Annotated in this window: 15 protein-coding genes, 1 tRNA gene and 1 pseudogene; 7 read left to right on the forward strand and 10 right to left on the reverse strand. The window is 40.7% G+C overall.

All coding sequences use genetic code 11. The features are described from left to right. Window positions 1–258: 258 nt before the first annotated feature. From I8751_RS00210 to I8751_RS00245, 8 genes and pseudogenes are all read right to left on the reverse strand, one after another. Window positions 259–1,395 (reverse strand): citrate synthase, encoded by a 1,137-nt coding sequence (locus I8751_RS00210; RefSeq protein ID WP_214437161.1) that lies wholly within the window; start codon window positions 1,393–1,395, stop codon window positions 259–261. Window positions 1,396–1,507: 112 nt separating this feature from the next. Beyond that, window positions 1,508–2,002, reverse strand: coding sequence for a phosphohistidine phosphatase SixA (gene sixA / locus I8751_RS00215; RefSeq protein ID WP_214437162.1), 495 nt, complete (start codon window positions 2,000–2,002; stop codon window positions 1,508–1,510). A 49-nt stretch (window positions 2,003–2,051) separates the two neighbouring features. Further along, window positions 2,052–2,255: pseudogene (locus I8751_RS30310) on the reverse strand (PIN domain-containing protein); the annotation flags it as partial. Between the two features lie 24 nt (window positions 2,256–2,279). After that, a complete protein-coding gene (locus I8751_RS00225; protein ID WP_214437163.1) occupies window positions 2,280–2,444 on the reverse strand; it encodes a PIN domain-containing protein in 165 nt (54 codons plus the stop codon). Beyond that, window positions 2,437–2,682 carry a DUF2281 domain-containing protein gene (locus tag I8751_RS00230; RefSeq protein WP_214437164.1) on the reverse strand — a complete coding sequence of 82 codons (246 nt, stop codon included), beginning with the start codon at window positions 2,680–2,682 and terminating at the stop codon, window positions 2,437–2,439. Before I8751_RS00230 ends, I8751_RS00225 begins: the two co-directional genes overlap by 8 nt. A 498-nt stretch (window positions 2,683–3,180) precedes the next feature. Continuing rightward, the gene (locus tag I8751_RS00235) at window positions 3,181–3,441 is read right to left on the reverse strand and encodes a hypothetical protein (RefSeq protein WP_214437165.1); all 261 of its coding nucleotides are present in this window, start codon (window positions 3,439–3,441) and stop codon (window positions 3,181–3,183) included. Window positions 3,442–3,967: 526 nt separating this feature from the next. Further along, on the reverse strand, window positions 3,968–5,251 hold the full coding sequence (locus I8751_RS00240) for a DHH family phosphoesterase (RefSeq protein WP_214437166.1): 1,284 nt from the start codon (window positions 5,249–5,251) through the stop codon (window positions 3,968–3,970). A gap of 832 nt (window positions 5,252–6,083) precedes the next feature. Further along, window positions 6,084–6,581, reverse strand: coding sequence for an HNH endonuclease (locus tag I8751_RS00245; protein ID WP_214437167.1), 498 nt, complete (start codon window positions 6,579–6,581; stop codon window positions 6,084–6,086). A 546-nt stretch (window positions 6,582–7,127) separates the two neighbouring features. Between I8751_RS00245 and alr the strand changes: the two genes are divergently transcribed. Then, on the forward strand, window positions 7,128–8,315 hold the full coding sequence (gene alr / locus I8751_RS00250) for an alanine racemase (protein WP_214437168.1): 1,188 nt from the start codon (window positions 7,128–7,130) through the stop codon (window positions 8,313–8,315). Between the two features lie 77 nt (window positions 8,316–8,392). Further along, a tRNA-Leu gene (locus tag I8751_RS00255) sits at window positions 8,393–8,474 on the forward strand. A gap of 170 nt (window positions 8,475–8,644) precedes the next feature. On the opposite strand, the gene I8751_RS00260 is transcribed toward I8751_RS00255, so the two are convergent. Beyond that, complete coding sequence (locus I8751_RS00260; RefSeq protein WP_225893872.1) at window positions 8,645–10,552, reverse strand: DUF1565 domain-containing protein; 1,908 nt, start codon at window positions 10,550–10,552, stop codon at window positions 8,645–8,647. A gap of 219 nt (window positions 10,553–10,771) precedes the next feature. Between I8751_RS00260 and I8751_RS00265 the strand changes: the two genes are divergently transcribed. From I8751_RS00265 to I8751_RS00285, 5 genes are all read left to right on the forward strand, one after another. Continuing rightward, the gene (locus tag I8751_RS00265; RefSeq protein WP_214437170.1) at window positions 10,772–11,878 is read left to right on the forward strand and encodes a thiamine phosphate synthase; all 1,107 of its coding nucleotides are present in this window, start codon (window positions 10,772–10,774) and stop codon (window positions 11,876–11,878) included. A 35-nt stretch (window positions 11,879–11,913) separates the two neighbouring features. Continuing rightward, window positions 11,914–12,126 carry a sulfur carrier protein ThiS gene (thiS, locus tag I8751_RS00270; RefSeq protein WP_214437171.1) on the forward strand — a complete coding sequence of 71 codons (213 nt, stop codon included), beginning with the start codon at window positions 11,914–11,916 and terminating at the stop codon, window positions 12,124–12,126. Between the two features lie 1,119 nt (window positions 12,127–13,245). Beyond that, on the forward strand, window positions 13,246–14,673 hold the full coding sequence (locus I8751_RS00275) for an AAA-like domain-containing protein (protein ID WP_214437172.1): 1,428 nt from the start codon (window positions 13,246–13,248) through the stop codon (window positions 14,671–14,673). Between the two features lie 311 nt (window positions 14,674–14,984). Beyond that, window positions 14,985–15,704 carry a rhomboid family intramembrane serine protease gene (locus I8751_RS00280; RefSeq protein WP_214437173.1) on the forward strand — a complete coding sequence of 240 codons (720 nt, stop codon included), beginning with the start codon at window positions 14,985–14,987 and terminating at the stop codon, window positions 15,702–15,704. Between the two features lie 223 nt (window positions 15,705–15,927). Further along, window positions 15,928–16,605 carry a rhomboid family intramembrane serine protease gene (locus tag I8751_RS00285; protein WP_214437174.1) on the forward strand — a complete coding sequence of 226 codons (678 nt, stop codon included), beginning with the start codon at window positions 15,928–15,930 and terminating at the stop codon, window positions 16,603–16,605. 41 nt (window positions 16,606–16,646) lie between these two features. Here I8751_RS00285 and I8751_RS00290 read toward each other — a convergent pair whose 3' ends face one another. Further along, window positions 16,647–18,818, reverse strand: a complete 2,172-nt coding sequence (locus tag I8751_RS00290) for a GumC family protein (protein WP_214437175.1) — start codon at window positions 18,816–18,818, stop codon at window positions 16,647–16,649. Window positions 18,819–18,874 lie beyond the last annotated feature (56 nt).

Here is an 18,874-nt window from a genome sequence, read left to right on the forward strand (position 1 = left end):
CCTAGTATATCGTTGGATGGTTTTTGGCTCTTGAAACTATAGGAGAACTTCTAGTTATGGTAGTCATTGAGATTCATCGAAAGTGGGTATGGAGAATTGGAGACAGTTTCTTTCCCCAATTCTCCAATTCTCCCCTGCTCCCTGCTTCCTAGCCCATAGGATCTAGCTCTTAGCCCAAAAAGGCAAGATAAAATTCCCGTCTCCATTTTGGTAACGGTTTTCTAATTTCCCATAGCTGGAGGCTAAAATGACTGCTAGTTAACGTTGGTCGATGGGGAGATAAGGAATTTCGTGCTTACCGTTATAAATCTGGGTAGGACGGAAAATCCTATTTTCTGCTAATTGTTCTTTCCAGTGGGCTAGCCAACCAGCAACACGGGCGATCGCAAATATTGGTGTAAACAAGTCTGTAGGAATCCCCATTTTCCTGTACACTAAACCCGAATAAAAGTCAACATTGGGATAAATCCCTTTGCCACTGAGTTTTTCTGCGACTACTCGCTCCATCTCTTGAGCAATTTCATAGTATTTGTCTGCCCCAAACTTGTCAAACAACTGTTCTGCCAAGGTTTGTAAGATTGTGGCTCGTGGATCTTTGACTTTGTAGACACGATGCCCAAAGCCCATAATCTTGGCTTTGCGTTGCAACAGATCTTCTACATAAGGACGTACATTTTCTACAGAGCCAATTTCTTCCAACATCTGGATCACTTCTTCATTGGCTCCACCGTGCAATGGGCCTCCTAAAGTTCCGACTGCACTAGCAACCACGGCATAAGGGTCAGTTAAGGTCGAAGCCGTCACCCTAGCACTGAAGGTGGAAGCATTCATTGTATGCTCGACATGAAGTATCAAGCAGATATCAAAAATTTTCGCCGCCAACGGATCAGGTTCTCGCTCATTGAGCATGTATAGAAAATTGGCGGAGTAGTCCAAGTCATCACGTGGCTTTACAGGGTCATTGCCTTTTCGCATTAACTGGAATGCCGCTACCATCGTGGGAATGGTTGCTATTAACCGCACCACAGAATCTCTAATGTAGGCAGGGTTATGCAAATCTCTCAGCGAATAAAACAAGCCTAAAGCAGCAGCAGAGGCTTGTAGAGCATCCATTGGGTGACCGCTTTCTGGAAAGCATTTCATCATGTCCCGAATGCGGTATTTTATTCGTCTGTGGTAGCGAACTTCATGCTCAAACGCTTCCAATTCTTCTTTACTTGGCAGTTCACCCCAGATTAAGAGATAAGCAGTTTCCAAAAAGGTACTTTTTTCTGCTAGTTCCTCAATCCGGATGCCACGATATTCTAGAATTCCCTTTTGCCCATCTACATGACTGATACTTGATTGGGCTGCGGGAATGCCTTCTAAACCAGGCTTGTATTCGCACACCATCATGGCAACACCATTTACTTTGTGAAATATCCGATCACGTTAATTTACCAGAAATTATTTTTGCTATGACAGTAGCCGATCTAACAACAATTCTTTGAGAAGAGTTGAAAACCTGTTACAGCAAGTACTTGGGTGGTGTCAACCAAAACATCTGACTATGACCCACAGGCGAGCCTGTTTCTGGTAGTTTTACTCCGATCATACCTGCTTTTTTCAAGACAAAACTGCCTTTGGCTTCTCCCCAAAGGAGAATTTCTGCCCAATTGCTTAAACAAGGTTCATGTCCAACCAAGGCAAGTTGGGTATTTGGGGAATAATTTTTGGGTTTTAGCCAGTCAATTAGCCAACTAGAAATATCGCCATCAGGTGTAAGGTGGGCAGATTCTTCCAACTGAGAACTGAGTCCAGCTGCTATGAGAATTTCAGCCGTTTGACGGGCGCGAACTAAGGGACTGGTGACAATCAAATCAAACTGCAAACCTAGTTTTTGAAGGCGCTGGGCAACTTTTTCTGTTTTTTGCCGACCTTCTTTAGTGAGCGATCGCTCTTCGTCCTTTATACTGCTTGTCTGTTCTTCGGCGATGCCATGACGAATTAAATAAAGTTCCACAACTAGAGTCCTAAATACTGGGTTATAAGTGCTACAGCATTTATAAGCATTAAATATATGGCAATAGGTTTAAACCTTGAATAAACCTATAATCCCTTTGATTTTTTGTAATGAACGCGTAATTCCACATGATTGCTGTAGCTGCAATAAGACTATCAGCAATCAGCAAGCCATGACTTAGACGATAAGACCGCAATAAATCAACTGCTCTGTCTGACACAGGTTGATCAATCTTAATAATGTAAAATTGCTTGAGGAAATTTTCTAGGGTTTGTAGTTATGCTTTGTTAGCACAACCAACCATCAGCTTCATTTGTGTGACTATGCTAATTGCCAAGCCGCCAGAACTTACTTTTAGGTTTTGCAAGGAGGTTACTGCTTCAATAACACCACGACCAACATCAATTAAAATATCAGTATCAACAATAGTTGAGTTAGTCATGCGGCTGTGACCACTCATTTTCTCGAACACCACGTACCCAAGCAGTGCTATCGGTTAAATCTTGGCGATCGCGCCACATCCCAATAAAACTATCATTTGTCAAGTCAAAATCTGGTGACTGAGAGTTAGGTTCAACTACTGAATATCTTTGTCGTAAAAAAGCAATAAAGTCGATTACTTGACGCTGTGCTTCAGCAGGAAGAGATAAAAATTCATTCAACAACTCTTGCTGTGTCATTCTTACATCTCTCTAAATGAAAGCAGTTTTGAATTATTAAATATCTTGACACTATTTACACTGCCTAAACCTCTTTTTCAAAAAATTTTCGTTGGGACGTTTTCATTCTTTCGATACCCTACACCCGATTTTTTGTCAAAGGTACAGAACTACCCGTTCAATATTCAGTTAAATTTTTCAATCTTGCTTAACGATATCTATGCCTACGCCTACGCCTCGCATCTAAATGTGACTTTCCTAGACTAGCTATGAAAAACTAATGTTTGATATAACGTCAAACCATTGTATAGCAAGAGACTCAATCAAAGTATCTTGTATTCAAAACTTTATTCTATTTTATTAAAACCTTGTTATATCAATTGTTTTAGCCTATTTTTAATATTAACTTATCATCTCAAATCTGGGAGAGCCATAAATATTAGTTCTCTCTTATGAGGAAATGGAAGCACTAATTTTATGTTGACAGAGATTGTTTACACAATATGATTACTGCAAGGTTTAGGCATCCAAAAAATTAGTCAGTGCAGGTAGGTAAACATAGGGCTGAAGGATAGAAGGTTTCCAACCTGTAGCTTGCTGAATAAATCCACCCTTGTCAGCACGTTTAGAATTCCATAGTTTATCGTTTACTGGAACATCAAGCCAATTTATAGGCTTACCCGTTACAGAGTCCACAGGATGCGTAAAGAAAGTTACAAAATTTTCATGAGGTAAATCATCATTATAGTGTTGAAATTGGAAGGGCATTTCCTCAGCCATAGCACACTCTACTCTTGACAACTCACAGACCATTCGATAGGAATTAAATTATTTGGGTATTTCTTCTGAACCAATCTGACCCATTGCTCAAACAGCTCCCCAGCGCCAATTTCTTGAGGAGTATAGTTATCACTAATTGAGTCATAACTTACCTCCCAGTATGCCCCAGGGCAAACGCATCTAAAGTATAAGAATCCTTCAATGGCAAGGATTTCGGCGTTTTCTAATTTAGCCTATTTTTTCATCAAGATCCTTGTCCAGTAGGGGTTTCGGAAATCCCGTGCGTTCGCCCTGCAGTATGCCCTAATTAGACCTTTGGATTGATAAGAGGATTGGCGTACTTTCCAAGTTTGTGTTTGCTTCTGTCTTTTATGCATGTCTTCCCTCAAACTTGTAAACTAACCCGACAGCTTTTTTCGATGATCATAATATTACCCTTTCCTCATAGATTGAAGAAAGGGCAGCATTAAATCTGACAAGGATTTAGATTAAATCTCTTACGGGGTGAGGAGTTTTCCCCATCTCCTTACTCAGACTGAATCGGGTTATCTTTGGGATTGACCAACCTCAGTAGCTTTTGCTTAATTTGAGAATCGTAGACTTCCCATTTCATTTTTGCATAGGCAGAATTTTCGTTGCTGCCTGATAAGAAACCCATTGGAATTTCAAAACCCCCGGCGCTTGTACGTCCACCACCAAAAAAGCGCCCGGTGCTATCTTGGCCAAAGGCTTCTTTAATGAACTCATCGGGGTCAAGAGTGAGTTTAGTAGTTCTCAACGAGCCAATGACTACCTCTAGTTCATCATCTTCATCGTGAACAATACCGTAAACTACTGCGGTGTGGACGTTTTCTTCAGTAACTAGAAAGTCTGCTGCTTGGGGAATAGCATCGCGGTCATCGTAGCGCAGATAACCAACCCCAGCAATAGAAAAGTTGTTTTGCACAATGCGATTTTTTAGCGATCGCTCGATTACATCCATCACCCGCTTAGAACGATTTGCCTGTAAAATCGCGTTTAGCAGTTGAGCATCATAAAATCGACTCAGGTAAGCAGCAGCCATAAAGTCGTCTTCTTGCGCTTGCATCAGCCGATTAGTATCTGATCGCAAACCATGCATTAAAGCAGTAGCACATTTGACGTGTTGACCAATGCTGCTATCTAAGGTTAATAACCCCGCCTGGAGATATTGGGTAAAAATCGTTGCAGTTGCTCGTACATAAGGACGGACATCTACAAACTCTGACTTCAGTTCTGCCTGTAAACTGTGATGGTCAATAACTGCTATCAGGGGAATACCTGCTTGCTGTACCGATGATAGTAATTGACTTGTGGTTCCTTGGTTATCTATTAAAACGAAACCTTGGTATGATGATAAATCTTTACTTTTCAAGGTTTGCAATGTCCAGCGCTGAGCAGGTAAACCAGTGAGCTTAACCAAAGCAATATTCTCTTGGTGGCTTAAAGTCCCAGCGTAAATAATTTCACATTTGATATCGTATTGCTGAGCAATTAACTGGTAAGTCCAAGCACAAGAGAGCGCGTCAGGATCAGGAAAATCTTGCAAAATGATCAACTGACGTTCGTGTTGATGAGTTAAAAAATTCTTTTGCAGCTCTTCTGACTTCTGAAAAGCTAAGGAATTGCTACGCTGACCAATATAAACACCCATTCCTTCGCCTGTAGATGAGAGGGATGGCCTAGTAAATGGTACTTCAATTACTTCTTGATCTATCTCACCATCATCAGGGTTAGGCTCTGTAGTCAATGACAAACGCTTAGACTGCTTAAAGGAAGAATTCAATTGCATGGGGAACATCTTTGATAAGTGTGAAGCTCCATTGATTTATTGAGAAATATTACAACCAGCACTTTACTGATTTAGCTACACACTCTGATCTTCGCAAAAATATAGAATCCTGTGGATACATATCTGGGTCTATTTTTTGTCCAGAAAATTCGGTCTACAATTTGCCAAATTACGTCAAAATGCATACAAGTGCTGATAAAAAGATTATTAGTTCCTAGGACTCCATCTCAAGGAGATATAAATCTTTTTATTCTCTGTAGATAAATAAACAAGGCTGTGATTTAAAACTATGTGTTAATGTCAGACTTTACAAAAATGAAAATCTAGTGAAATGCAGGAATTGGGTACTATAAGATTTGCTGTTTGCTTAGTATTCCTAACCGAACGTGCTTTTTTACAGTCCCCAGATTTATCAAGTTGGGGTGTAATTTGAACTTCATACTCCACTTTGTGCCTCAATTGACAGATGTATGCGGTCAATCGTTCTCATCCTGACGACTATGAATAAATTTGATAATTATTTATATTTTTCACTAAAAAGGCATTTTTCGCATCTGTCTAAACAATTATGAATATTTTATAAATAATTTGGGTATAAATCCAGTTATTCATCAGCTATGAAATATAATGAAAAACTGTTGATTTTGCTTGAATAAATATTGGTACGCTGTCGTAGCAGCTAAAAATCGAGAATTTTCTCGATAAATTGTTAAGTATATTTACTCCAAGCTAAAGGTTCCCAGATGCGTAAGTCGTTTACCTGAGTGCCACGATGTATCACCTAGGCATAGGTGATAAATTTACTGGACGTTTACAGCTTCTGTGCTGAAGCTCAAAGACCTATGACATATTTTTGCCACTCTGTGTGGAGTCCACTTTTAAGATGTTTGCTGACCTCAAAATATAGGCTGCTATAAGGTTGACGAGGAGAATGACGCAAAGGCATGTGAGCTTCGTGAGGTGTGCGGTTGCCTTTTTTAACATTACAACGGACGCAAGCCGTAACAATGTTCTCCCAGGTATCACCACCGCCCCGCGATCGCGGTATTACATGATCTAAGGTCAACTCATCCCCTGTATAACCACAATATTGACAACTATGACTGTCACGATGCAAGATATTTCGGCGAGTCAGAGGCATTTCTTTATAAGGGACGCGTACATAGTGACGCAACCTAATAACAGTCGGCAAGGGAAAATCCGAGTACAGGAATTTGCCGTTGTGTTCAATACGTTCTGCCTTGCCCTTAATTAACAAAACCGCAGCGCGACGCCAGCTCGTGATATTAAGCGGTTCGTAAGAGGCATTTAGGACTAAAACCTTCCCCATTGATTAGTGCTCAAGGTATTAGTTTTACATATATTAACACAAATATACTCTGCTTGGGAGATGAGAAGAAATTATACTTTCGGAATAATTAAGAAACTATTATAAGTAGCAACTAATAATTTTTCGCAAACCCTGAGTGGGGTTACATTTAAGCCAATTACTCAAAAATAAGAGAAAATATTTACTTTTGTTGTCATCAACCATAAGTAGTAAAAATAATTTATGACTGTTGACGGATAACTAACGTTATGTAAACTATCGTTAACAGAAAATCTAATATTTGGTTGGATTATCATTTTGACAACAAAGCGAGATTGCAGCATTCAGAGAATAAAGCGTGATTTTAAATTGAAATAAGCCTCCTGGGTTCAATACCTAGCTAAAAGTCCTGTCCAGTTCCTTTCAAGATCTGCATCCAGGAATCTTGTACCAATCGCACGACGAACGGAAAACTTTCTGATTGACTCTGATGTGGTAACTGAAACCGTGGATAAAGACAATAGATTATATGCAAGCTTAACAGTGGTGTGATAGGAGAAAGTAAAAATGTTAAGTCGCAAGCAAACCCCCAGTGTTGCTTCTAATCAACAGTGCGATACTTACGCCTGGTTTTCACAACGTGCCTGGGTCGAAATTGATCTAAAGGCTTTATCGCACAATGTACAGCAACTGGTAAAGTATTTATCACCACGTACCCAGTTGATGGCAGTAGTCAAAGCTGATGCCTATGGGCACGGAGCAGTAACAGTTGCCCAAACAGCACTGCAATCGGGAGCTAGCTGGCTAGGAGTTGCTACAGTTCCAGAAGGAATTCAATTACGGGAAGCTGGGATTGAAGCTCCGATTTTGATTTTAGGAGCAACTCATACACCAGAGCAAATTCATGCGATCGCTCACTGGAAACTACAGCCAACTCTGTGCAGTCCTAAACAAGCCTTAATTTTTTCTAACGTTTTAGAAGCGATTAATTATGGTTCTCCTGTGCCCATACATATTAAATTGGACACAGGAATGTCTCGATTAGGAACTGATTGGCAGCAAGCCGCTGAGTTTGTTCAATTAGTGCAGCGCTTACCTCATCTTGCTATTGCCAGCATTTATTCTCACCTAGCCACAGCAGATAGTCTTGACCCTAGGGTGATGCAAGAACAGCACCGAAGATTCGAGGAAGCGATTGCTCAACTCAAAGGCATGGGAATTAAAATACCCTGTTTACACCTAGCAAATTCCGCCGCTACTCTTACAGATTCAGCCTTGCACTATGACATTGTACGAGTTGGTTTAGCAGTTTATGGACTTTATCCAGCTGCTCATTTACAAACTGCAATTGATTTGAAACCTGTTTTGCAACTGAACGCACGAGTTACCCAAGTTAAAACAATTGCCGTCGGCACTGGTGTCAGCTATGGTCATCAATTTATCGCCCCCCACGAACTTCGCCTTGCTGTTGTGGGAATTGGTTACGCTGATGGTGTACCACGCAATCTTTCTCAAAATATGCAAGTATTGATTCGCGGTCAGCGAGTGCCACAAATCGGCACAATTACAATGGATCAGTTAATGCTGGATGCCAGTGCTATTCCTGATTTACAAGAAGGAGAAATAGTTACTTTATTAGGAGAACAAGGGAAAGAGCAAATATCTGCTAACGATTGGGCAGAAAGATTAAACACCATTTCTTGGGAAATTCTTTGCGGGTTTAAGCATCGTTTGCCTCGTGTTGCTGTTATGTAATTGGGCACTGGTGATTAAATTTGTTCCCTATTCCCTATTCCCATCCCAGATTTGCTGTGCTATTATAGTATACTGATGCGGATGTGGCGAAATTGGCAGACGCGCTAGATTTAGGTTCTAGTTCCGAAAGGAGTGAAGGTTCAAGTCCTTTCATCCGCACTTAATAAAGATAAAAATATTCAGTAATACTATGCTGTTGTGAACTTGTTAACTGCATGTCATTAATAAATACCCTTGTAACTGTTAATTTCTCATATTGAAAAATTAACAGTCATTAACTTATTTTATAAGTCAGGCAAATTTTTAAGCATAAGCCAAAGTATCTTTGTTCAATTTAATGGCTCAACTATGCTTCTTAAACCATTGCCACTAAGTTTTTTCAACATTTCATCGGCGTTATAGCGGTTGCTAAAAACTCCCGCTTGCATTACTCTTCGACCTTGCCAAATTGTGGGAAACGCTTCAGGAGCAAAGAGGCGCACTAAATCTCGCTCTCTATCACTTGCTACTTCTACCACCACACGGTAACGGACATCCTGCATTTGCTTAGTTCTAGTAGGGGGTAAAAAACCTCCACCATAAGCAGTGGTATAAGTTTGAGGGACTTGTACATTGGTGATGGGCGAAATAGCTGAATTACCAAAAGAAGGAGTTTCTGGTATGGGCGATAATTGCCTTTGCTCCGTTCTTCTTAGTGCTGCTGACTGTGATGACTGTTGGGGTGCAACAAACTCAATTGTGTTGGTATCAACATGTACATAATTCATTTGTCGCGTATCAGATTGAAGTGCTGGCAATGGAGTTAATTTTTGCCTAGAAGCTTGTGTGTTTGCCGATGCTTCTCTAGCTGCCAAGCTACTGGGAATCGGAAACCCACCCACTCTTGAAGTTGGCGGTTGTTGATTATATGTAGGTACATTCAGTGGTAACTTTGCGGTCTGCAATGGTAGTAATTTACTGTTCAGTTGTCCAGAATTACTGCGATCGCGGGCAATACTAGTACTAGATAATGGCTTGGTAGCAGTATTTGATGGAACTGGAGCAGAGAAAGTAATTTCTCCATTAACGGGAATTTGGGAAATTGCACTATTACTTAAAGTGGTAGGTTGAGAATTATTCACTGCGATCGCTGCTTGAGCGTTGGTATTGATCTGACCAGCGATGCGGTTACTAGAAAGAGTATTGCCAACAGCAGCAATTACTTGCTTGGCAGCACTAGCATTAATGTCATAACGAGCATTGTTACGAAATTCGTTTCCGCCGACTTCGGTAGCGTTACCCAAATCTGGCATAGCTTGGGCGATCGCTACTAAACCATCTTCTTTACTACCCTGAATTAAATTATTCCGCAGGATTGGGCGAGCATTGGCTTGGACTAAAATTCCAGAACGGTTGTCTTGAATTTGATTACCTACCACCACTGGAGCCGCATTTTGGGTAATATTAATTCCAAAGCCGGTGTTTTCAAAGACATTTTCTTGCACTTGGGGTTGAGAACTACCGCCAATTGTGATTCCATTTGCCCCATTGTGATGAAAGTAATTTTTGCTAATTGTGGGTGAACCTTTACCAGTCACAGAAATTCCATCCTGGGTATTACCAGTAAATGTATTTTCTGCAATTACTGGATTACTCGATTCAATCCATAAACCATAACCACGGGCATTAGAGTTTGTGACTGTCACCCCAGTCAACCTTCCTTGGTTGGCTCCGATGATGGTGACATTTTGCCCACCGAAGCTACGACTGAGGTATTCACCTCCTCCTTGAATCGTAATCCCGCTGCCTTTGTTGGCAGTGTCTCCTTGAATGGAAACACCCGGTTTTAATATCAGGGGAAATACTTCTCCAGTTTCCGCACTATAAGTGCCTGGGGAGAGCATAATTACTGTATTGGGTGTAGCTACTCGCAACGCCTGGGTAATTGTTTTTAAAGGGGCACGTTCACTACCATTACCACTAGTGTCATCTCCGACACTTGGGTTGACAAATAGCACACGAACCTGAGACATTGTTGTTTCACCTAGGGGCATCTGAGCAACGACGCTACTAAGGTTGGCATCTAGCAATGTCAGGGTTGTCAATCCCATGCTAAGCGCGAGACACAACACTGAAAAACGGGAAACTGAAGGCATTGCTAATTCCAGCCTAGAATTTAATTTTTGACGCTGGACAATTAGTTTTATTGGCAGAATATCTGCTCTGCGATATTTAGCAAACACAACAGGGGGAATCAACTTTACACCACTCCTTAGAAATAACAATAAATTCTTATACTTTCGGAAATAATAGATATGTCGATAATGTAATCTACATATTGACCTATTGGCTATCTTGAATACAAAGTAATTAATAAAGGGACTAGGGGCTAGGGAGATACCCAATACCCAATGCCATGTACCAAATTCCCGATACCTCATCTCTAGTAAATTAACGATGCAAAGAACATTGCAACTATGAAAGAGGCTGGCTGTTACGATGAAAGCACTAATGGGGTTGTTGTAATGGTCGAGCCATACAGCCCAAAAGAGCAAATCCAGCAAGTTGTTTACCGCATTTTAGATGCCAATTTAGATCGTGCCCGTGAAGGCTTGCGAATTATCGAAGAATGGTGTCGCTTTGGATTAAATAGCGGCCAATTTACTGAGGAGTGTAAGCGTCTGCGGCAAGAGGTAGCTATGTGGCATACTTCTGAACTCAGGGCAGCGAGAGACACTCCAGGTGATACTGGTACTGAATTAACCCATCCTCAAGAAGAACATCGCTCAAGCGTTAAATCTTTATTGCAGGCGAACTTTTGCCGTGTCCAAGAAGCATTACGAGTATTGGAAGAATACGGCAAACTTTACCACCCAAATATGGGGTCAGCATTTAAGCAGATGCGCTATCGGGTTTATACCCTAGAAAGTAATTTAATGGGTTATCAACGCCATCAACTTTTGTGGCGATCGCGTTTATATCTTGTTACTTCTCCGTCAGAAACTTTGATAACTACTGTAGAATCTGCTCTCAAAGGTGGATTAACCCTTGTGCAGTACCGTGACAAAACTGCTGATGACACTTTGCGTCTGGAACAGGCAACAAAACTGCGGCAGTTGTGCCATTCCTACGGCGCTCTGTTCATTATTAATGATCGGGTAGATTTAGCTTTAGCAGTGGATGCAGATGGTGTACATCTAGGACAGCAAGATATGCCTATTGCTACTGCCAGACAATTACTTGGCCCCCAGCGCCTAGTAGGTCGTTCAACCACAAATTCAGCAGAAATGCAAGCAGCAATCGCTGAAGGTGCAGATTACATTGGTGTCGGCCCAGTTTATGAAACTCCTACTAAAGCGGGTAAACCTGCTGCTGGCTTAGCTTATGTCAGCTACGCAGATCAAAATAGTTCAATTCCCTGGTTTGCAATTGGGGGCATAGATGCAAATAATATCAATGATGTGATTGATGCAGGAGCAAAACGTGTGGCGATAGTGCGATCGTTGATACAAGCTGAACAACCTACCCTTGTGACACAATATTTGCTGTCTCAACTTAATCGCGTGCAACCAGAATCTTACTAAATTCAAAATTACCATCGGCACATCTGTGACGGCTTATGTCTAATCAAATTACGCTTGAGGTAAATGGGGAAACTCTTACTTGCTCATCCCAAACTCATTTACCAGAACTGCTTCAGCAATTGGGTTTTAATCCCCGCTTAGTGGCTGTGGAATATAACGGCGAAATTTTACACCGCCAATTTTGGTTACAGACAATGGTGCAGCCGGGCGATCGCCTAGAAATTGTCACAATTGTCGGTGGTGGTTAAGTTCTGTGAATTGACTTCTACACTGACAGGAGTACCCGTTAAATTTGGGCAGATGCCAATTTTAAATCGTTAGAACATTTTTTTGCTACGGACAAATGGATTGTATCAAAATTGAACTTATTTTATTGATAACTAGATAGCAAATAGCACCGCAGCCTAAAAGCCCTGGGCTAAACACATAAAGCTTGTCTATCCCACTTGTGTTGCGCTAAGCGCACCACGCAGGGTAATTGCAACTTCATATAAAAACGCTATAAGAAAAAAATAAGTGCAGAAATGCCAAATTAACTGTTACCTGAAAAGGTAGGCAGTTTTTTTCATTTATAAGGCTACTTTAATTACGAATTGTTGCGATAAATAATAATTTCAGCAATTGTTAAGAAAATTGTATACGCGGATCATGCCGTGTTTGTTTAAAGACTGTCCGCTAAAATCCCAGAAGTCAAAGTGCAAATAACAAAATAGAGGATTTTCGGCATTTTAGGATGTAGAAATAGTAACTAACTTACCGTACACGATACTCAGTTTCCTTATGGCTATTCGCGATCGCCTGACCTGATAAGTCCGAGTAAATGCTGAATTGTATGAGGTATTTATCAAGTTCATGTATTTCTCTCATTTTAAAATGAAATCATTGTATTCCTTATTTAACAAGGCTTTAAAGCGTTTTTTGGTACAATTGTACTAAAAAAACTTAAGATTAGAAATTTCTATGATTTACATCAAAAAATTAATAAAAAACTAAGAACCTTCCATAAAACACTTAAGTAAATTAAAATACGTGTAAACAAATATAAACAAACTGATTTGTAGCTTAATAAGGTCTGAAACACGCTTAGATTCCCTTAGTATCCATGTTTTAATTATTTCTTCTGAATTTTTTTGAAACATTAGTCTATACAGGTTTAAACGCTTTTTTAGCTTATTGGGCAACAAGTCTTACTCATAAACCAATGCGGCTTCAGTGGTTAAATACCTAAAAGTTGCAGAAAAAAAACAAATGTGGAAAAAGAGACACATGGTAAACCAGTCTTTAGGCTGGTTCGTTTTGTGGCATACCTCCACGAAGAAGCAAGCTATTCCTGAACATGTCCAAAAGACAAGATTGCAATGCAACTGATGAAACTGGAACAAACAAAAACTAGACGAAGACGGGGAGTCATACTAACTCCTACGGGGCTAAAGCGTTTACAAACAGCGATTCAGACTGTAGAGACAGTAGAAAAAAGAGGGGAAACTTTTACTTTAGAAGAACTAAGCGATCGCATTAATATTTCTACCAAAACCCTGAATCGATTATGGTCATTAAGCACAGGCGTTGACCAAAAAACTTTAATACAGTGCTTTAAAGCCTTTAAGTTGGAATTGCGTAGAGAAGACTACTCAATTGTGAAGGGAGTGAACAAAAATGAAACTTCTCAAACGCTTTCATTAAGTTTAAAAAGAGCAGAAGAAATAAATTCTTTTGAATCTTTATCTGTAAATTCATTTGATCATGAACAGCATGACCAATTTAAACATCTTTGGTCATACCCAGATGGCTCTGTACCTTTAGATTCTCCTTTCTATATCGAACGTCCTCCGATTGAGGAACTGGTCTATCGGGAAGTCATTCAACCAGGTTGTGTGATTCGGATTCGGGCCCCTAAAGAAATGGGTAAAAGTTCCCTGGTATTGAGGCTTTTAGACTTTGCCCAAATGCAAGGATATAGCACTGTACATCTCAATTGTGATCAAATTGATTCTGATTGTTTGACTGACTTAAACAAGCTATTGCGTTGTCTTTGTTGGCAAGTTGCCAGAGAATTAGGCATTGAACCCAACTTGGATGATAAATGGGATAAAGAAATTGGTTGTAAGTTAAGTTGTAGTTTTTACTGGCAAAGCTATTTGCTCAAGCAGATTCAGAATCCAGTAGTTTTGGTATTAAACGAAGTCGACCGCTTTTTTGAATATCCTCATATTGCTCAGGAGTTCTTTGCCTTGTTGCGTTCGTGGTGCGAAGAAGCACGACAAGATACTAACTGGCAAAAGTTTAGGCTTGTAGTAGTTTACTCTACAGAAGAGTATGTCACCCTAAACATCAACCGTTCCCCATTTAATATTGGACTACCAATTCGTCTGAGCGAATTTACTCAGCAACAGGTAGAAGATTTAGCTAGACGGCATGGGCTAGACTGGACTGCTGGTAAAGAATCTGCCCAACTAATGTCGCTTGTAGGTGGTCATCCAGCATTGATTCGGATTGCTTTCTATTATCTTTGTTCTCAAGTACTCACCCTCGAAGAACTGCTAGAGGAGGCGATCGCCAACGGCGGCATTTACCACGATCATTTATGGCGATACTGGGTGAAGCTGCAAGAAAAACCCAGGCTGGCCAAAGTCTATGCTGAAATTGTGACAGCAAAGCTAAGTACTTCTTTTGATCCTATTGATGTTTATAAGCTCGAAAGCTTAGGGTTGATTCACTGTGAGGGCGATCGCATCTTACCGCGTTGTGAACTTTATCGTGCTTACTTTGAAAAACAACTAACTACAATTATGTAAAGATTAAGACTAGGCTAAAGTTCCTTTGTGCAGATGTCCTATTAATGACTAAAAGCCTTATTCAGCAATAAATACAGATCTTAATAATTCAATAATATTATCTATATAATTTCAAACTTTAATTTAGTATTTCTTATATATTTAGGCATTTACGGTTAAACCTATCTCAACCTGTTGAGCTAATATTTTGGATTTACGTTAATGCTCTTATTTTCAAAGGCAGATAGCAATATCCATCCACGAGGTAGAAGAAACTACTTACAAAATTCAGTATTGTAAGACCTAGTGTCTTCAAATTAGGAAAAGCGCCTGTGGTTCCCATTCGAGATAATAATCCTATTCAAATCACACCTTATGTAACTTATGGACTGATTGCTGCTAATGTCCTGGCCTTTCTTTATGAAGCTAGTCTTCCTCCCCAAGCATTAAATGGATTTTTACATCTTGCCGCTGTAGTTCCGCGAGAACTCACTTTAAGCTTTGGCGGAGTTTCTGTAAATCAACCAGTACCAGAGTGGGCAACTTTAATCACCGCCCAATTCCTGCATGGTGGCTTTTTGCACTTAGCTGGTAACATGTTGTTCTTATGGATCTTTGGCAATAATGTTGAAGAAAAGTTAGGTCATGCCAAATATTTATTGTTCTATTTGTCTTGCGGTATTTTGGCATCCTTAACCCAGTGGTTCTTTGCTCAAGATTCTAACATTCCTTCTTTAGGAGCAAGTGGTGCGATCGCAGGTGTTATGGGAGCATACATTCTCCGCTTTCCCAAAGCCGAAATTCTCGGTGTAGTGCCTTTAGGATTTTTCTTTCCCACTTTTCGCGTTCCAGCTTATTTCTTTTTAGGATTTTGGTTTATTCAACAAGCTTTCTATGGACTCGTCAGTTTAGAAGCGCCTACCAACATTGGTATGGAAAGCGGTGGTATTGCCTATTGGGCCCATTCAGGTGGTTTTTTGTTTGGGGCAATTCTCGGCCCATTGTTGGGTTTATTTAGCGACAAATCTGAAGAAGAATCGTGGTCTAGTTAATTTTTGAGGGTATCCCAAAAACTTGTGATCAACTCGCAGTAGTTTTGATATGGATAAAATAAACCACTTAGCCTCTAGTCTCTAATCCCTAACCCCTAGCCCCTTTTTCCTATCAAACAACCAAAAAGCCTAATAGGTGATTGTATGAGTGTAATTACCCAAACTGATTACTGCCAGCCAGACAGGCTATATTGCAATTAGTGAATCATTAGGAAAAACACTTGTGTTTCCCCTTTACGACCAAAATCCGACGCGAATCACCCCGTATTTCACTTACGGGTTGATTGGAATAAATATTTTTGTTTTTCTTCATGAAGTTAGTCTGTCAAATCAACAGTCAGAGCAGTTTTCCCAGCTTTATGCAGTCATACCACAACAATTAACCACTAATTGGGCTGATGAATGGACGACTTTATTCACGTCGCAATTTTTACATGCCAATTGGTGGCACTTGATATCGAATATGGTATTTCTCTGGGTCTTTGGCAATAATATTGAAGAGCGTTTGGGTCATCTTAAATATCTCATCTTTTATTTGTCATGTGGTGCTTTAGCCGCCCTGTGCCAGTGGTTTATTGCAATGAATTCTGCTATTCCTTCTTTAGGAGCAAGTGGGGCAATTGCTGGGGTTTTGGGTGCGTATATTATCCGCTTCCCTCATGCTCGAATCACAACCTTGATTTTCTTAGGCTTTTTTGTAACTACAATTAGTGTTCCTGCACTGGTACTAATCGGAATTTTCTTTATCCAGAATTTGATCTCTGGTGTTGCTAGCCTACAAGCCGCAGCTAATATGAGTATGGAAACAGGTGGAGTAGCCTACTGGGCGCACATCGGCGGCTTTATTTTTGGAATGATTCTTGGCCCCTTGTTTGGGTTATTTAAAAGTGAGTACAAGTGATAGCAGATGGGAGTGATTATTGTTTCCCATTTTGATCACCGTTAGTTTTTGCCAACACTCGCCGAAACTTCTTCTGATTCTTCTAAATGAGATGAAGAAACTGATGAGGTTTCGTCTGATTGAGGTACAAAAACCGCAATATCTGCACCATTAGTAATGGCACCCAATAACCCTAATTCAGCTTCAACTAATTGATCAATAGCTTCACCTAGCATATTTTCTTGTGTGTAGTTTGGTCGTGCTACAAGAACTATGCCATCGCTATAGGGTTGCATTAATAAAGGGTCGTTAGATAAGCTTAGAGGGTTAGTATCTAAAATTACTAAATCATAACGCTCACGGGCATCTTCTATGAGCCGCCGCATTTCGCTTGATTCAAGGATGGCAGCAGATTGACGTACAGGGCCAGGGCTGGGAATTATGTATAAATTTTCTACATCAGGAACTAAGCGTATACACTCACTTAACCTTGCATAGTAGCGCAGGGGTTCAACACTAGCATCAGGGTCAGGAGTTACTTTCAACGATGCAGCGCAAGAGGGCGATCGCAAATCTGTTTCAATAATTAAGGTTCTTTTACCAGCGCGGGCGGAAGCTATACCTAAATTATAGGCACTCACCGTCTTACCTTCTTGGTTAATGGTGCTAGTAATCAGCAGTACTTTCAAATTTTTTCCACCAATTCGGCGCAAATTGCTGCGGAACTTCTCGTAAAACTCTAAATAAGGAGAATCGTGAGAAAGCAATATTGGCATCACTGCTGGATCTAAATCATCAACTGGCATCAAAGGTAATTCCCCCAGTAAAGCAACTTCCCGTTGCTTGAAACTGTCGCGGATATCTTCGTGAGTTTTGAAGGTATTTTCTAAAGCCCCTAATAAGAATATGACACCACCGCCAACTAACAATCCTAAAAAACTACCAACGCCTAAGGTGACAACTGGATTATTCTGTTTTTTAACATCGGCAATGACAACAGGGAGTCTGGCAATACTGAGACTACTCACTGTTTCTGCTTCTGCGGTCTGAGCATCAGTTAGTTTCGCCTGCATTTGGTCATAAACGGCTTTTTTGAGTCCCACCTCCTGTTCTAAGCGTGATCGCTCTAGTTGCTTATTAGGTATCTGGGAATATTCCTGCCGTAATTTTGCTTCTTCTCGAATTTGTTCAGCTAATTGTTGTTGCAGTGTTTCTCGCTGAGTTTGCAACGCCACCATCTGGTTTGCTAGCTGCTGTCTGGCTGGGTCGAGACTACTTTGGGCGCGGATACCTGTAACACTACCAGCCAAAGGAGCCGCTGTACCGCCACCCCCTACAACCTCAGCAGCACGTTGTTGGAGTAATTCTTCAATAGCTTGTTTTTGACGCTGCAACTGAACCATAGTTGGGTGTTCAGGTCGCAAGTCTTTACGTAGCAGGGCGATTTGCGATTCTGTTTGGTAGATTTGCGATCGCAAGCTAGCCAAAATTGGATCAGCGCTCAAAGCAGAAGAAACATAAGCTTGGCCAACATTCAAACCTAGCTTGTCTTGTAAACTGCGGACTTGGGCATCAATCCCAGAAATAGTCAATTGAATTTGCCGCTGCTGATTTTGACTATTAGTCACTGCCGCTAATAAAGTACCATTTTCAGCTGCCAATATTGCAGGTCGTTGGATGCGATCGTACTGTTCTAGCCTCTGCTCAGCTGCTTGCAGTTCTACCTTAGCCTGTGGTACGCGTTCATTGATTTTTTGAATAATTGCTGTTAATCGCCTCGTGTTAATCTCACCACTCAGCCTGACCATTGCTTGCATCAATTCTTGCAAAACTTGTTGGGCACGCTTGGGGTCAGTGTCTTGATATTTCAGATTAATAATTGTGGATGTGACTTCTCCAGCCCTATTTTTTTCTGGCAAATTGAGAGCGACACTAGTGCCAATCGTTTTTGGTTGGACATTGACTTTTGCCGCCACAGATTCAATGATTTGGTCTGATAGCAAAACTTCTTGGCTCAGTTCTTGACCTTGTTGCTGAATTTCACTACCAGTAGCAGAGAATGATACTGGTGGACGATTGTAGGTCAATGCGCCGTCTGCTACATAGCTAGTTGGTGGTGGGGGCTGTATGGCAACGACCGTTGATCCTGCTACAACTAAAGCAAAACTGGCTAATCCAATCCATTTGTACTTTTCAAAAGCAATAAAATAGCGTTTAACAATTGGTGGGGTCATAGCAGAAGCATATAGAAACAGGCTACAAGTTAGTTAATAGTCAATATTTATGAATC

The organism is Atlanticothrix silvestris CENA357, from assembly GCF_016056295.1.
GTDB classification, from domain to species: Bacteria; Cyanobacteriota; Cyanobacteriia; order Cyanobacteriales; family Nostocaceae; genus Atlanticothrix; species Atlanticothrix silvestris.

Bases quoted from the DNA above. Each gene is read 5' to 3' on its own strand.
- I8751_RS00210 (WP_214437161.1), bottom strand. From the start codon at position 1,395: ATGATGGTGTGCGAATACAAGCCTGGTTTAGAAGGCATTCCCGCAGCC.
- I8751_RS00225 (WP_214437163.1), bottom strand. From the start codon at position 2,444: ATGACTAACTCAACTATTGTTGATACTGATATTTTAATTGATGTTGGT.
- I8751_RS00230 (WP_214437164.1), bottom strand. From the start codon at position 2,682: ATGACACAGCAAGAGTTGTTGAATGAATTTTTATCTCTTCCTGCTGAA.
- I8751_RS00235 (WP_214437165.1), bottom strand. From the start codon at position 3,441: ATGGCTGAGGAAATGCCCTTCCAATTTCAACACTATAATGATGATTTA.
- I8751_RS00240 (WP_214437166.1), bottom strand. From the start codon at position 5,251: ATGCAATTGAATTCTTCCTTTAAGCAGTCTAAGCGTTTGTCATTGACT.
- I8751_RS00245 (WP_214437167.1), bottom strand. From the start codon at position 6,581: ATGGGGAAGGTTTTAGTCCTAAATGCCTCTTACGAACCGCTTAATATC.
- alr (WP_214437168.1), top strand. From the start codon at position 7,128: ATGTTAAGTCGCAAGCAAACCCCCAGTGTTGCTTCTAATCAACAGTGC.
- I8751_RS00265 (WP_214437170.1), top strand. From the start codon at position 10,772: ATGAAAGAGGCTGGCTGTTACGATGAAAGCACTAATGGGGTTGTTGTA.
- thiS (WP_214437171.1), top strand. From the start codon at position 11,914: ATGTCTAATCAAATTACGCTTGAGGTAAATGGGGAAACTCTTACTTGC.
- I8751_RS00275 (WP_214437172.1), top strand. From the start codon at position 13,246: ATGAAACTGGAACAAACAAAAACTAGACGAAGACGGGGAGTCATACTA.
- I8751_RS00290 (WP_214437175.1), bottom strand. From the start codon at position 18,818: ATGACCCCACCAATTGTTAAACGCTATTTTATTGCTTTTGAAAAGTAC.